The organism is Colwellia chukchiensis (genome assembly GCF_002104455.1).
GTDB classification, from domain to species: domain Bacteria; phylum Pseudomonadota; class Gammaproteobacteria; order Enterobacterales; family Alteromonadaceae; genus Cognaticolwellia; species Cognaticolwellia chukchiensis.
In genome coordinates this window covers 295,960-310,568 of sequence record NZ_NBOC01000001.1, presented here as the reverse complement: position 1 = coordinate 310,568, position 14,609 = coordinate 295,960, and the positions used below count along the sequence as shown (strand labels likewise).

At 40.7% G+C, this 14,609-nt stretch carries 10 protein-coding genes; all 10 read right to left on the bottom strand.

Going from position 1 to position 14,609, the window contains the following annotated elements:
• Nucleotides 1-63: 63 nt before the first annotated feature.
• On the bottom strand, nucleotides 64-1,791 hold the full coding sequence (locus B6K83_RS01460) for an SLC13 family permease (RefSeq protein WP_085282523.1): 1,728 nt from the start codon (nucleotides 1,789-1,791) through the stop codon (nucleotides 64-66).
• Between the two features lie 185 nt (nucleotides 1,792-1,976).
• The gene (cysN, locus tag B6K83_RS01455) at nucleotides 1,977-3,401 is read right to left on the bottom strand and encodes a sulfate adenylyltransferase subunit CysN (protein WP_085282522.1); all 1,425 of its coding nucleotides are present in this window, start codon (nucleotides 3,399-3,401) and stop codon (nucleotides 1,977-1,979) included.
• Nucleotides 3,402-4,844: 1,443 nt separating this feature from the next.
• Entirely contained in the window at nucleotides 4,845-5,744 is a 900-nt protein-coding gene (gene cysD, locus B6K83_RS01450; RefSeq protein ID WP_085282521.1) for a sulfate adenylyltransferase subunit CysD, read from the bottom strand.
• A 140-nt stretch (nucleotides 5,745-5,884) separates the two neighbouring features.
• Nucleotides 5,885-7,537: a glucose-6-phosphate isomerase gene (pgi, locus tag B6K83_RS01445; RefSeq protein ID WP_085282520.1), complete on the bottom strand. Its 1,653-nt coding sequence runs from the start codon at nucleotides 7,535-7,537 to the stop codon at nucleotides 5,885-5,887.
• 698 nt (nucleotides 7,538-8,235) lie between these two features.
• Entirely contained in the window at nucleotides 8,236-9,132 is an 897-nt protein-coding gene (gene galU, locus B6K83_RS01440) for a UTP--glucose-1-phosphate uridylyltransferase GalU (protein WP_085282517.1), read from the bottom strand.
• A gap of 25 nt (nucleotides 9,133-9,157) precedes the next feature.
• Nucleotides 9,158-10,324, bottom strand: coding sequence for a nucleotide sugar dehydrogenase (locus B6K83_RS01435; protein WP_085282515.1), 1,167 nt, complete (start codon nucleotides 10,322-10,324; stop codon nucleotides 9,158-9,160).
• A 137-nt stretch (nucleotides 10,325-10,461) separates the two neighbouring features.
• Entirely contained in the window at nucleotides 10,462-11,565 is a 1,104-nt protein-coding gene (gene rfbB, locus B6K83_RS01430; RefSeq protein ID WP_085282514.1) for a dTDP-glucose 4,6-dehydratase, read from the bottom strand.
• A gap of 20 nt (nucleotides 11,566-11,585) precedes the next feature.
• Nucleotides 11,586-12,494 carry a dTDP-4-dehydrorhamnose reductase gene (gene rfbD, locus B6K83_RS01425; protein ID WP_269843983.1) on the bottom strand — a complete coding sequence of 303 codons (909 nt, stop codon included), beginning with the start codon at nucleotides 12,492-12,494 and terminating at the stop codon, nucleotides 11,586-11,588.
• Nucleotides 12,495-12,514: 20 nt separating this feature from the next.
• Nucleotides 12,515-13,063: a dTDP-4-dehydrorhamnose 3,5-epimerase gene (gene rfbC, locus B6K83_RS01420; RefSeq protein WP_085282510.1), complete on the bottom strand. Its 549-nt coding sequence runs from the start codon at nucleotides 13,061-13,063 to the stop codon at nucleotides 12,515-12,517.
• Between the two features lie 1,149 nt (nucleotides 13,064-14,212).
• Complete coding sequence (locus B6K83_RS01415; protein ID WP_085282509.1) at nucleotides 14,213-14,596, bottom strand: GxxExxY protein; 384 nt, start codon at nucleotides 14,594-14,596, stop codon at nucleotides 14,213-14,215.
• Nucleotides 14,597-14,609 lie beyond the last annotated feature (13 nt).

Genomic DNA, 14,609 nt, shown 5'->3' with positions numbered 1-14,609 from the left:
TAAAAAACTCAGTGTGGCACTTGTTTTCCCTGATAGCTTGTAGCTTGTAACTATATTCATATCTTAAAACGGAAAAACCCAAGGTATCATGGTGAGCACTACCACGCTGTAGGCAACCGTTACTGGCCAACCAAATTTAATAAAATCGGCAATTTTATAATTACCCGCATTAAACACCATAATATTAGTTTGGTAACCATAAGGACTAATAAAGCTACCACTGGCACCAAATACAACCGCCATAACTAATGGTAAGGGGCTTACTCCTAAGCCAATAGCAATATTATAGGCAACCGGAAACGCTAACGCGGCGGCAGCACTATTGGTGATCACTTCAGTTAACAATAAGGTAATAAAAAATATCACCACTAAAGCCAATATGGCGCTTTGTCCGGCTAAGGCGTGCTCAATTTCACCGGCAAAAATAGCAGCAACTCCACTGTTTTCAAACGCTTGCGCTAAGGTTAACGCGCCTAAAACAATTAACCATATTTCTATCGGAAACCGACGTTTAATTTCATTGACAGATAAGCAACCACTAAACATTAATAAGGCTAAATAAAACAGCAAACTCGACAATAAACTAATGCTGCTCAACATGCTGATGGCAATGGCAATAATAAAACCAAATATCGCTAAGCCATCGCGCCAGCCCGACAGCATGTTGTCAGGGGTGTGCCCAGACAAAATATAAAAGTTTTTCGATAAATTAGTGCGAGCACAAAAGTCCGAGCCAACCGCAAGCACTAAAAAGTCACCCGCTTGAATTTTGATATCACCAAGCTTACCGGAAAGCGAGGCACCTTCGCGACGCACAGCTACAACCGCCGCATCAAATCGTGCACGAAAACCAGCCGACTTTAATGTTTCACCCACAATCGCTGAGTCAGGCTTAATCAGCACTTCAGTTAAGTTATCACGCAGTAAACCGTCTTGCTCAGCAAACAATACCAAACCGTCAAACTGCTGAAGAATTAACACTTTGCTGATATCGCCGGTAAAAATAAGCCGGTCATTTGCGTGAATAATTTCATCTGGCGTAACGGGCGAGATCAGCCGACCATCGCGTACTAGTTCGGCTAAAAATAACGCATCTAAATTACGCAAGCCATTTTCTTCAATACTTTTACCCACCAGTTTTGACTGTGCTTTTACTTCCGCTTCCAGTAAATATTGGTCAACGGCCAAGCGTTGATTTTCTGTTTTTGCTAAGGTGTTTTGACGCAGCAAAATAATTATTAAACAGGTAACCAATGCTGCGCCACCCACTAAAGTAAAATCAAAAAAGCCTAAGCTAACTTGCCCTTGTTCAAGCCAAAGTGAATTAACAATTAAATTAGTTGAGGTACCAATTAAGGTTAGCGTGCCACCCAATATTGCCGCAAATGACAAAGGTAATAATAGTCGACCTGGGTTAATAACCGTGTTTTTTTTCACTACTGAAATGAGGGTCGCCACCACTGCGGTATTGCTAATAATGGCAGAGCTTAACGCAGTAAAAACTAAAGTACGCACACTAGCGCTGCGTGCTTTACCATGCAACATTAACGCGGATAAGCGCCGTAAAATACTGGTGCGCTCATAAGCAAATGAGCATAAAACTAGCAGTAATAATGTCACCAAACCCGGATTTACCGCGTTGATGAGTATCTCCTCACTGCTAACAAATGATGCCGCCAAGCACACTAGCGTGGTGCTAGCAAAAACACGTTCGGGCTTATTTGGCCAGCAAACAAGCCCGATCAGGGTAGAGGCAAATATTGCCACTAATAGCCATTGCGTCAACAACATAAATGAAACCTAAAAACATAGCTGTAAGAAAGACATAGCTATAAGAAAGACATAGCTATAAGCTGTCAGTTTAAAGCTAAAACATAGCAGTAAGCTGTAAGTTTTAAGCTGTAAGTAAAACCAAAAAACATCAGCATGGCACTTGTTTTACTGACAGCTGACAGCTTAAAGCTAAAAACTCATCTTTATTGCTTTAACAAGTCGCGCGCACCCCAATGAGGAAAGTGTTTACGCACCAACATATTTAACTCTTTTTCAAACTCAGAGTACTGGTGCTGTTGACCGTCAATGGCGCCTTGGATCATACCAGCACCCACGGTAATATTGCTTAAGCGATCAATAATAATAAATGCGCCAGTGGCCTTGTTATCGTTGTAAGCATCAAAATGCAAAGTTTCCGCAAGCTCAAGCTCAACCACACCAATTTCATTAAGCGCCAACTGATCAACATTCGACTTTTCAAGCGTGTTAACGTCAATTCGATGGCTAATGCTTAGCGCATGACCTGTGGTAAGTTTGCTACCATGCTTAATATAATACTCGCGCCCTGGCTCTAGCTCGTCCTCATGCATCCACACAACCGTGGCGCTAATTTCTTTTGCAGACATGGGTGAATGACCTTTTTTAACAATCATTTCACCACGACTAATGTCGATTTCATCTTCTAAGGTTAAGGTAATGGCCATGCCTTGATCCGCACGCTCAAGTTCACCCTCAAAAGTAACAATTGATTTTACAATGCTTTCTTTGCCTGAAGGTAAAGCAACCACCTCATCACCCACGCGTACATGACCTGAGCCGATAGTACCCGCAAAGCCTCTAAAATCAAGATTAGGACGATTAACGTATTGCACTTGTAAACGAAACTGTGTGAAGTCTTTTTGATCATCAACCTTAATAGTGTTCAGCAACTTCATCATAGTGGCACCCGGGTACCAGGGCATATTGGCACTTTCTGACACCACATTATCACCCTTAAGCGCTGAAATCGGCACAAAGCGCACATCATCAAACGCTAAGTCATCGGCAAACTTACGGTATTCCTTTTTTATTGCTTGATAACGCTCTTGGCTATAATCCACCAAATCCATTTTATTCACCGCCACCAGTACATGCTTTATACCGAGCAAGGAGCAAATAAAAGAGTGACGACGAGTTTGCACTTGCACGCCATGGCGCGCATCAATCAAAATAATGGCTAAGTCGCAGTTTGACGCGCCAGTTGCCATATTACGGGTATATTGCTCATGGCCTGGGGTATCAGCAATAATAAACTTTCGTTTATCGGTGGCAAAATAACGATATGCTACATCTATGGTAATGCCCTGCTCGCGCTCTGATTGCAAGCCATCAACCAATAACGCCAAGTCAACGGCATCACCCGTAGTACCTGACTTTTTACTGTCATTCTCAATCGCCGCTAATTGATCTTCAAAGATCATCTTTGAGTCATGTAACAACCGGCCAATTAAAGTACTTTTACCATCATCAACACTACCACAGGTAAAAAAGCGCACCATTTCTTTATTCTCATGCTGCTTTAAATAAGCTTCAATGTCAGTTTCAAGTAATTCGCTCGTACCTAAATTTTTTTCGGGTGAATCTATCATCGTTATTCCTAAATATATAAAGACATAGCTATGAGCTATAACCATAACTTTGAACTGTCAGCTTGAAGCTGCAAGAAAAACACTAAAACAGCTTAAACCTTCTCTTAAAAGTTCTATTTCACTTACCAACCGCTGCCCGCTTTGAACCTGATGGACTAAAGCTGCCACTAAAAAAATATTTCTCACAGGGAGAAAACAAAGAGGACTAAAGGAGAAAAAATAAAGTAATTTAACTTACTAAACCTCCTTCTTCTCTCTTGTTTTTCTCCTTGTTAAATTTCTGATGGACTAAAGTCCAACCTACACAGAACCTACATAGCGCCAACAAGCGATAATTTCGAGTTAGGCAATTATTTTTGTAGGTCGGACTTTAGTCCGACAACCACAAGGCAGCCATAAAAATAATACCGCCTTAAATCTGATGGACTGAAGTCCAACCTACAAAAACAACAAAACACTTCTCACAAGGAGAAAACAATGAGAACCAAAGGAGAAAAGTACAGCAATTTAGCTTATTAAACCTCTTGCTCTTCTCCTGCATTTCTCCCTGTTAAATTTCTGATGGACTAAAGTCCAACCTACACAGAACCTACATAGCGCCAACAAGCGATAATTTCGAGTTAGGCAATTATTTTTGTAGGTCGGACTTGAGTCCGACAACCACACGGCAGCCATAAAAATAATACCGCCTTAAATCTGATGGACTAAAGCTGCCACTAAAAAAATAATCTTCACAGGGAGAAAGCAAAGAGGACTAAAGGTGAAAAAATAAAGCAACTTACCATATTAAACCTCCTTCTCTTCTCTTGTTTTTTCTCCTTGTTAAATTTCTGATGGACTAAAGTCCAACCTACACAGAACCTACATAGCGCCAACAACCGATAATTTCGAGTTAGGCAATTATTTTTGTAGGTCGGACTTGAGTCCGACAACCACACGGCAGCCATAAAAATAATACCGCCTTAAATCTGATGGACTAAGGCTGCCACTAAAAAATATTTCTCACAGGGAGAAAACAAAGAGGACTAAAGGAGAAAAAATAAAGCAACTTACCATATTAAACCTCCTTCTCTTCTCTTGTTTTTTCTCCTTGTTAAATTTCTGATGGACTAAAGTCCAACCTACACAGAACCTACATAGCGCCAACAAGCGATAATTTCGAGTTAGGCAATTATTTTTGTAGGTCGGACTTGAGTCCGACAACCACACGGCAGCCATAAAAATAATACCGCCTTAAATCTGATGGACTAAAGTCCAACCTACAGAGAGCCTATCTGATGGACTAAGGCTGCCACTAAAAAATATTTCTCACAGGGAGAAAACCAAGAGGACTAAAGGAGAAAAATAAAGCAACTTCCCTTACTAAACCTCCTTCTCTTCTCCTGCTTCCCTCCCTGTAAATTTGTGTATTGCTTGTCACTCTAGTCAACATATAGCTAGCTTTTAAAAATAACCTTCCATCTTCTTCTTCTCCATCGAACCGGCGCTGTCGTGATCTATCACGCGCCCTTGTCGTTCAGAGGTTTTGGTTAATAGCATTTCTTGAATAATTTCAGGTAAGGTGGCGGCGGTTGACTCAACTGCGCCGGTTAACGGGTAACAGCCCAAGGTTCTAAAGCGTACGCTTTTCATTTGCACTACTTCATCTTCAGCAATTGGCATACGCTCATCGTCAACCATAATTAAGGTGCCATCACGCTCCACTACGGGGCGTTTTTCAGCTAAGTACAGCGGAACAATTGGAATACTTTCTAAGTAGATATATTGCCAAATATCTAGCTCGGTCCAGTTAGACAACGGAAACACACGAATGCTTTCGCCCTTGTTAACTTTACCGTTATAAACATTCCACAGCTCTGGGCGTTGACTTTTTGGATCCCAACGATGGTTTTTATCACGAAACGAATACACCCGCTCTTTGGCGCGCGATTTTTCTTCATCACGGCGAGCACCACCAAAAGCAGCGTCAAAACCATAGTGATCTAAGGCTTGTTTTAGCCCTTGGGTTTTCATGATATCGGTATGCTTAGCGCTGCCATGCTCAAATGGGCTAATGTTCATCGCCAACCCTTCAGGGTTTTTATGTACTAATAATTCAAAGCCATACTCTTTCGCCATTTGATCACGAAACGCGATCATCTCTTTGAACTTCCAATTGGTATCAACATGAAGGAGTGGAAAAGGAATTTTCCCAGGCGCAAAAGCTTTACGCGCTAAGTGCAATAAAACGGCTGAATCTTTACCAACCGAGTAAAGCATGACCGGATTATCAAATTCTGCGGCAACTTCACGCATAATATGAATAGATTCGGCTTCAAGCTTTTGTAAATGTGTTAAATGCATCGCTGTTCACTATTGGTGGCATGATATGATTGACCAATATCATGCCACAGCAATTCAGCATTATCCATATAACTAAACGCTTGGTTATACTAAAAAGGTATAAGAGTGACAGCTAATAGACACTAACGGTTAACACAAGTTTAACGCGATGAGAGATCAAGATTATCTTTGTAGCGACGAATTAAGGCTAACGACGACGACGACAAAGCTTCGCTATCAATGTCAGCCATCGGCTTAGCCATAACATGCAATACTTCTTTACCCAGTTGCTTGCCTAGCTCTACCCCCCATTGATCATAAGAGTTCACTTGCCATAGCACGCCTTGCACGAATATTTTATGCTCATACAGCGCTAATAATGCGCCAAGCGAGTAAGGGTCAAGTTGGGGTAATAATAAGGTGTTACTTGGGGTATTGCCTTTCATGGTTTTATGGCGAGCTAAGCGTTGAATTTCAGCGTTATCAGCGCCTGCTAAACGCAGCTCGGCTTCGGCTTGCGCTAAGGTTTTACCTTGCATTAAGGCTTCACTTTGCGCAAAGCAATTCGCCACTAAGGCATCATGATTAGCTAAATGTTCACTGGTAGGGGCGAGGGATAAAATAAAGTCGGTGGGAATAATATCTGCGCTTTGATGCATTAACTGCATAAAGGCATGCTGACCATTGGTGCCTTCTTGGCCAAACACCACAGGCGCGGTTAAATAATTTAGCCTATTGCCGTTATTATCAACCGACTTTCCGTTACTTTCCATATCGGTTTGTTGTAAATAGCCAGGCAGTGCTCTAAGGGCATGATTATAAGGTAAAATCGCTAAGCTGGGGTAGCCCAGGGCATTACGATTCCAAATACCTAACAAGGCCATGATCACCGGCATATTTTGCGCAAACGGTGCTTGCTGAAAATGCTGATCCATAGCATAAGCGCCGGCTTTTAGCGCATTAAAATGTTGATTACCTATCACCAATGCCAAGGGTAAACCCACCGCTGACCATAACGAAAACCTGCCACCAACCCAATCCCACATTGGCAAAATGTTATCTTCATTAATACCAAAAGCCGTTGCCGCAGCAATATTGGTACTGACCGCATACCAGTGTTGGGCAATAATATCGCTAGATGAGTTATTGTGACTCGACGAGGCGTTAAGCATCCACTGTTTAACAATAGTGGCATTGAGCAAGGTTTCTTGCGTGGTAAAGGTTTTAGAGATCACCACAACCAATGTAGTGTTGGCATTAAGCTTAGCAAACTTTTCTTGCGCGGCATCACCATCAACATTAGCTAACACATGCGCTTTTAAACCGGGTTGATGATAAGGCACGAGCGCCGAAAGCGCGACCTTAACACCATAATATGAACCACCAATACCTATGGCTAAAATATCAGTAAACTTTTCACCACTGACCGAGTGAACAGCACCTGACTGCACATCATCAACAATGGCCGCCATTTTAGCTTCAGTATCGATCACCGCTTGTGCTTGCTCACCTAGCACTGCCTTTTTACGCTCATTAGGTGCGCGCAATACCGTATGTAACACAGCGCGCTGCTCGGTATTATTAAGCTGCTCGCCAGCAAACTGCGCAGTAACTTTATCACTAAGCTTTGCCTGTGTAGCCAAGTCAAATAAGCCACCAAGCTCATCTTCAGTAATATTTTGCTTAGCATAATCCAAAAATAAGCCAGCCGCAGACAATGAAAATTTATCACTGCGCGCGGTATCATCAAACAATGAAAATAACTTTCGTTGTTTAGCATTAACGCTGAGCTTGGTTAAATAAGCAATGTCCATATAAATCTCTCTAGAAAGGGCAAATGCCTAACTGTCTCATCAAACAAACTAAATAACTTAATACCACAAAGAGAAAACAAGGAGCATTGAAAGTGGAGAACTAAGCTCATTCTTTTCTCGTTCTCTTCTCCCTGTATATTTAGTCGTTATGGTGTCAAACAAACTAAATAACTTAATATCACAAAGAGAAAACAAGGAGGACTGAAAGAGGAAATCCAAGCTCATGCTTTTCATATGCTCTTCTCCCTGTATATTTAGTCGTAATCGTATCAAACAAACTAAATAACTTAATACCACAAAGAGAAAACAAGGAGCATTGAAAGTGGAGAACTAAGCTCATTCTTTTCTCGTTCTCTTCTCCCTGTATATTTAGTCGTTATGGTGTCAAACAAACTAAATAACTTAATATCACAAAGAGAAAACAAAAGAGCATTGAAAGTGGAAAACTAATCTCATTCTTTTCTCGTTCTCTTCTCCCTGTATATTTAGTCGTTGTCGTGTCAAACAAGTCAAATAACTTAATACCACAAAGAGAAAACAAGGAGAACCGAAAGAGGAAACCCAAGCTCATGCTTTTCTCGTTCTCTTCTCCCTGTATATAGTCGTTATCGCTTGGTAGCCAATTGACAGTAGAAGCGACTAAAATAGCTCCTTACAAAAACCAACTCATCCTACGGTTAAGTTACAGCTTTGTTTTTCTATTTTATTAATTGTTTTAAATATGCCGAAAACTCTTCCGCCAATTCAGGGTGACGCATGCCATATTCAACATTGGCTTTCATATAACCCAACTTAGAGCCACAATCATGCGACTTACCCGTCATGTGAAAGGCTTCTACGGTTTCTAGCTTCATTAAACTCGCAATGGCATCAGTAAGCTGAATTTCGTCACCAGCACCTGGCGGGGTAAATTCTAACAAATCCCAAATATTTTCAGATAACACATAACGGCCAACAACCGCTAAGTTTGAAGGCGCTTCATCAACTGGCGGTTTTTCAACCACCGCTGTCATCGGTTGTGACTCGCCAGCAGCAAAATCAACACCAGCACAATCGACTACGCCGTAACTACTGACTTGCTCCATAGGCACAGGTTCAACCATAATTTGGCTATGTCCGTTTTCAGCAAACTTGTGCAACATGGCGGCAAGGTTTTCAGTTTTTAAATCTGCAGTGGCATCATCTAAAATTACATCAGGCAACACCACCACAAACGGTTCATTACCAACAATAGGGCGAGCTTTTAAAACCGCATGGCCTAAACCCTTAGCTTCACCTTGACGTACATGCATTATAGTCACGCCTTTAGGGCATATCGCTTGAATTTCATCAAGTAGCTGGCGTTTAACCCGTTTTTCTAGCGTAGTTTCCAACTCAAACGATTTATCAAAGTGGTTTTCAATGGCATTTTTAGATGAGTGGGTAACCAATACAATTTCTTTAATACCAGCGGCAATACATTCATTAACAATATATTGAATCAACGGCTTATCAACAATGGGCAGCATTTCTTTTGGGATAGCCTTGGTTGCCGGCAGCATCCGAGTGCCGAGCCCTGCAACGGGTATTACTGCTTTTTTTATTTGGTTTTGCATTTCAATCCTTACTAATTTCTAATCACTAATCTGAGCCAAAAAGGTCGCGAGTGTATACTTTATCTTGTACGTCTCTTATTTCATCAACCATGCGGTTTGATACTATTACATCACAAGATTGCTTAAATTCCGTTAAGTTTTTAATAACTTTAGAGTGAAAAAACTCGTCACTGCTAAGCTCTGGCTCATAGACAACAACTTCTATCCCTTTACCTTTTAAGCGTTTCATAATGCCTTGAATGGCCGATGCTCTAAAATTGTCAGAGCCTGTTTTCATTATTAAACGGTAGATACCTACACACTGCGGGTTACGCTTTAAAATTGACTCAGCAATAAAGTCTTTACGCGTAGTATTAGCGTCAACAATGGCTCTAATAATATTATTAGGCACAGTATTATAATTGGCTAATAATTGTTTAGTGTCTTTGGGTAAACAGTAACCGCCATAACCAAATGACGGGTTATTATAATGTGCACCAATACGCGGGTCTAAGCCAACGCCTTCAATAATATGCTTGGCATCTAAGCCATGCGCTTCGGCATAACTGTCTAACTCATTAAAATAGGCAACTCGCATAGCAAGGTAGGTATTGGAGAATAGCTTAACCGCTTCGGCTTCTGTCGAATCCGTGAAAAGTACATCAATATCTTCTTTCATGGCGCCCTGCGATAATAAACGAGCAAACTCTTTGGCACGTGCACTTTGTTCACCGACAATAATACGTGACGGGTAAAGGTTATCGTAAAGCGCTTTACCTTCGCGTAAAAACTCGGGTGAGAAAATAATATTGTCGCATTGCAACTCTTTTTTGATGCGTTCAGTATAGCCCACAGGTACTGTTGATTTAATGATCATTACAGCGCTGGGGTTTATAGCCAATACATCTTGTATTACTGCTTCAACTGACGATGTATTAAAGTAGTTTGTTTCAACGTCATAATCTGTCGGCGTGGCAATAATAACAAAATCGGCATCACTATAGGCTAGACTTTTATCCGTCGTAGCACAAAAATTTAACGCTTTGTTAGTTAAGAAGTCTTCAACTTCGATATCAGCGATAGGTGACTGTTTTTTATTTAATAAGTCGACTTTTTCTTGAACTATATCAACCGCTATCACTTCATTGTGTTGTGCTAGCAACATAGCGTTTGATAAACCTACATAACCGGTACCGGCTATTGCTATTTTCATATTATTCCTTTCATTTTAACTGTACGTTAGCCGTTAGTGTGCTCACATTGTGATAACACGCACTTTAAATTGCCACGATTACGAGCCATGTCAGTGCGCAAATGCCAGTTATTATAACATTGCTTTAATCTAGAAGCTTAGCTTGAATATTGCTCAGCAATCCAATCTTGGTACGAGCCATCCATAACACTTTGCCACCAAGCCTCATTGTTCAAATACCAAGTCACCGTTTTGGCAATGCCGGTTGCAAATGACTCTTTCGGTTGATAGCCCAACTCATTATTGGTTTTAGTGGCGTCAATAGCGTAGCGGCGGTCATGCCCCAGCCTATCTTTTACATAAGTGATCAATGATTCAGTGTTTTGCGCCATCGCGGCTTTTGCTTGCGGAAAACGTTTGGCTAAATCGGGATTTTTCACAAACTCTTGTTCAACCAGTTTTGAAATAGTTTTAACAATATCAATATTGGCCCATTCGTTATTGCCGCCAATATTGTAGTTTTCACCAATGCGACCATTTTGCAGCACTAAATCAATACCATAAGCGTGATCTTCAACGTATAACCAGTCTCGAATTTGCTGCCCATCTCCGTAAATCGGCAAGGCTTTATCATGCAAAATATTGGTGATCACTAGCGGGATGAGTTTTTCAGGAAAATGGAACGGCCCATAGTTATTAGAGCAGTTGCTGGTGGTTACATTTAAGCCGTAAGTATGATGATACGCTCGCACTAAATGATCGCTGGCCGCCTTACTGGCTGAATAAGGTGAATTAGGCGCATAGGCAGTATCTTCTGAAAAAGCCGGGTCCGTTGGTGATAACGTGCCGTAAACTTCATCGGTTGAAACATGATGAAACCTATGCCCGTCCAGTATCGCATCGCCATCTAACCACACTTTTTTTGCTGCTTTCAGTAAGCTATAAGTGCCAATAATATTGGTTTCAATAAAGGCATCCGGGCCAGTAATAGAGCGGTCAACATGCGACTCGGCGGCAAAGTGCACCAAGGTATCTATATTGTGCTCTGTTAATAAGCGCTCAACTAAGGCTTGATCGCAAATATTGCCATGCACAAAGGTGAAATTTTCGTGGTTTTTAACACTGTCTAAATTGGCGATATTGCCGGCATAGGTTAAGGCATCAAGCACCACCACTTTATCGGCTGAATATTTCGCCAACCAGTAATGTACAAAGTTAGCCCCTATAAAACCCGCGCCGCCGGTCACTAATAACTTTTTCATAAAATCTCTAATTATTTTATTTAACTTTGATTAGCACTATTTTTTAACGCTATCATCATATTTTTTAACTGCGCTTGCCAGTGACAAAGCTGTAACTCAGGTAAAGCTTTAATTAAACTCGACTTATCTAGCACACTATAATGTGGGCGTTTAGCAGGCGTTGGATATTGCTCAGTAGTTATTGGCTTAATGGCTATTTTTTTATCTAACAAACCCAGCTCTATGCCAAAGTTTTGAATCGCGATGGCAAAGTCATACCAACTGGCGACCCCAGTATCTGTGTAATGAAAAATACCCGTGACTTGTTGCTTAAGTAAGGAAAGGCAAGCCTGCGCTAAACCTTTTGCGTAAGTTGGCGTGCCTATTTGGTCACTAATCACACCTAACTCAGGTTTAGTTGCCATTAAATTCAGCATGGTTTTTACAAAGTTATTACCATGGCTTGAGTACACCCAAGAGGTACGAATAATAGCGCTACGTTCAGGGTAAATATCAGCCACTAATTGCTCGCCTTGGGCCTTACTGTCACCATAAACGCCAAGCGGCTTTATGATATCGTGCGGTAAATATGGTGAGCCTTTATCGCCTTGAAAAACAAAATCTGTTGATATATGCAGCAAAGGTATTGCTAAGCGTTTACAGGCTTGGGCTAAATTGCCAACCGCCTTGGTATTTAACGCATAAGCATTTTCAATATCGCTTTCGGCTTTATCTACTGCCGTATACGCAGACGCATTAATAACCGCATCTGCTTTTTTTTGCGTTAACATGGTCTCTAGCGAAAATACATCGCTAAGGTTTATATCGTCTCGCCCTAAACAGACTATTGTTTGCTCTGGGCTCGATAATTGTGCTAATTCCCACGCCAGCTGGCCTGATTTACCAATTACAATAATTTTCATGTTGTTATTATTTATCAATTGATTGATTACTTGTTTTGTTCATCTAGTTACGCAAATGTCGGCGCATCTTTAAACAACAGCCCTACTTCATCTTTTACCGATAACGACGGCTTTTTGCCATCTACTAACGGCCATTGAATATTTAACGCCGGATCGTTCCATAACAGCGACACTTCATGCTCTGGCGCGTAATAATCCGTACATTTATAGACAAACTCTGCTGAGTCACTCATCACATAAAAGCCATGCGCAAAGCCTTCTGGCACCCATAACTGACGTTTATTTTCGCCCGAAAGTACCACTCCCACATGTTGGCCATAAGTTGGTGATGATTCACGCATATCCACCGCAACATCATAAACCTCGCCAGACGTAACCCGCACCAATTTGCCTTGAGTGTTTTTTAATTGGTAATGCAAGCCACGCAAAATACCATGGCTTGATTTACTGTGATTGTCTTGCACAAACGTACGCTCGGCGCAGTGCTTGGCAAACTCATCCACACGAAAGGTTTCCATAAAAAAACCACGATCATCACCAAACACATTCGGCTCGATAATTTTAACATCTGCGATGGCAGTATCTATATAATTCATAAAATTCCATTAAAGCTGTAAGTTTGAAGCTGGCAGTTAAAGCCAGTACCCCCTGATTAAAAGTACTTTTTAAATTAAAAAACCTCATTCTCTGCTCCAGCTTTCCTCTCTGTAAAAAATAACAACAACATCTCACAGGGAGAATACAAGGAGGACTAAAGGAGAAAAAATAAAGCAATTTATGTTACTAAACCTCCTGCTCTTCTCCTGCCTTCCGCCCTGTAAAAAATCATAACAACATCTCACAGGGAGAATACAAGGAGGACTATAGGAGAAAACATAAAAGTGCTTTTTAAATAAAAATCCTCATTCTCTTCTCCTGCCTTCCTCTCTGTAAAAAATCATAACAACATCTCACAGGGAGAGTACAAGGAGGACTATAGGAGAAAACATAAAAGTGCTTTTTAAATAAAAATCCTCATTCTCTTCTCCTGCCTTCCTCTCTGTAAAAAATCATAACAACATCTCACAGGGAGAATACAAGGAGGACTAAAAGAGAGAACATAAAGCAATTTAACTTACTAAACCTCCTCCTCTTCTCCTGCCTTCCTCCCTGTAAAAAATAATAACAACATCTCACAGGGAGAATACAATGAGGACTAAAGGAGAAAAAATAAAGCAATTTATGTTACTAAACCTCCTGCTCTTCTCCTGCCTTTCTCCCTGTAAAAAATCATAACAACATCTCACAGGGAGAATACAAGGAGGACTAAAGGAGAAAAAATAAAGCAATTTATGTTACTAAACCTCCTTATCCTCTCCTGCTTTCCTCTCTGTAAAAAATAACAACAACATCTCACAGGGAGAATACAAGGAGGACTAAAGGAGAAAAAATAAAGCAATTTATGTTACTAAACCTCCTGCTCTGCTCCAGCTTTCCTCTCTGTAAAAAATCATAACAACATCTCACAGGGAGAATACAAGGAGGACTAAAGGAGAAAACATAAAGCAATTTAACTTACTAAACCTCCTGCTCTGCTCCTGCCTTCCTCCCTGTAAAAAATCATAACAACATCTCACAGGGAGAATACAAGGAGGACTAAAGGAGAAAAAATCAAGCAATTTATGTTGCTAAACCTCCTTCTCTTCTCCTGCTTTCCTCCCTGTAAAAAATCATAATAACATCTCGCTGGGAGAGAACTATGAATACTAAAGGTGCTGCGAAGGCAAATTATATCTTCGTAAACCATCTGTTAACTTTTTAACATTAAAATTAATCAACAAACCTTTATTAATATTACTAAGCTTCATATATGTTAATAATTGCGCTGAATACACGGGAATAAGCTTATCTACTGACTTTAGCTCTATAATTAACTCTTTAGGTAACAATATATCTAAACGGTAACCTGCTTCTATATCAATGGTTTTATAACAGATCGGCAAAACAATCTGCGAATATGCTTTAATATTATTCAGAGCCAATTCATGCATCAAACATTTTTCATAAGTTGACTCTAATAGCCCAGGACCTAATTGCTTATGTACTTCAATCGCACACCCTATAACTTTACCAGTCAAATCCATTTCCATACCTTTAATCCCT

Coding starts and splice junctions, on each gene's coding strand:
- galU (WP_085282517.1), bottom strand. CDS start 9,132: ATGCAAAACCAAATAAAAAAAGCAGTAATACCCGTTGCAGGGCTCGGC.
- rfbC (WP_085282510.1), bottom strand. CDS start 13,063: ATGAATTATATAGATACTGCCATCGCAGATGTTAAAATTATCGAGCCG.
- cysD (WP_085282521.1), bottom strand. CDS start 5,744: ATGCATTTAACACATTTACAAAAGCTTGAAGCCGAATCTATTCATATT.
- rfbB (WP_085282514.1), bottom strand. CDS start 11,565: ATGAAAAAGTTATTAGTGACCGGCGGCGCGGGTTTTATAGGGGCTAAC.
- B6K83_RS01460 (WP_085282523.1), bottom strand. CDS start 1,791: ATGTTGTTGACGCAATGGCTATTAGTGGCAATATTTGCCTCTACCCTG.
- B6K83_RS01415 (WP_085282509.1), bottom strand. CDS start 14,596: ATGGAAATGGATTTGACTGGTAAAGTTATAGGGTGTGCGATTGAAGTA.
- pgi (WP_085282520.1), bottom strand. CDS start 7,537: ATGGACATTGCTTATTTAACCAAGCTCAGCGTTAATGCTAAACAACGA.
- cysN (WP_085282522.1), bottom strand. CDS start 3,401: ATGATAGATTCACCCGAAAAAAATTTAGGTACGAGCGAATTACTTGAA.
- B6K83_RS01435 (WP_085282515.1), bottom strand. CDS start 10,324: ATGAAAATAGCAATAGCCGGTACCGGTTATGTAGGTTTATCAAACGCT.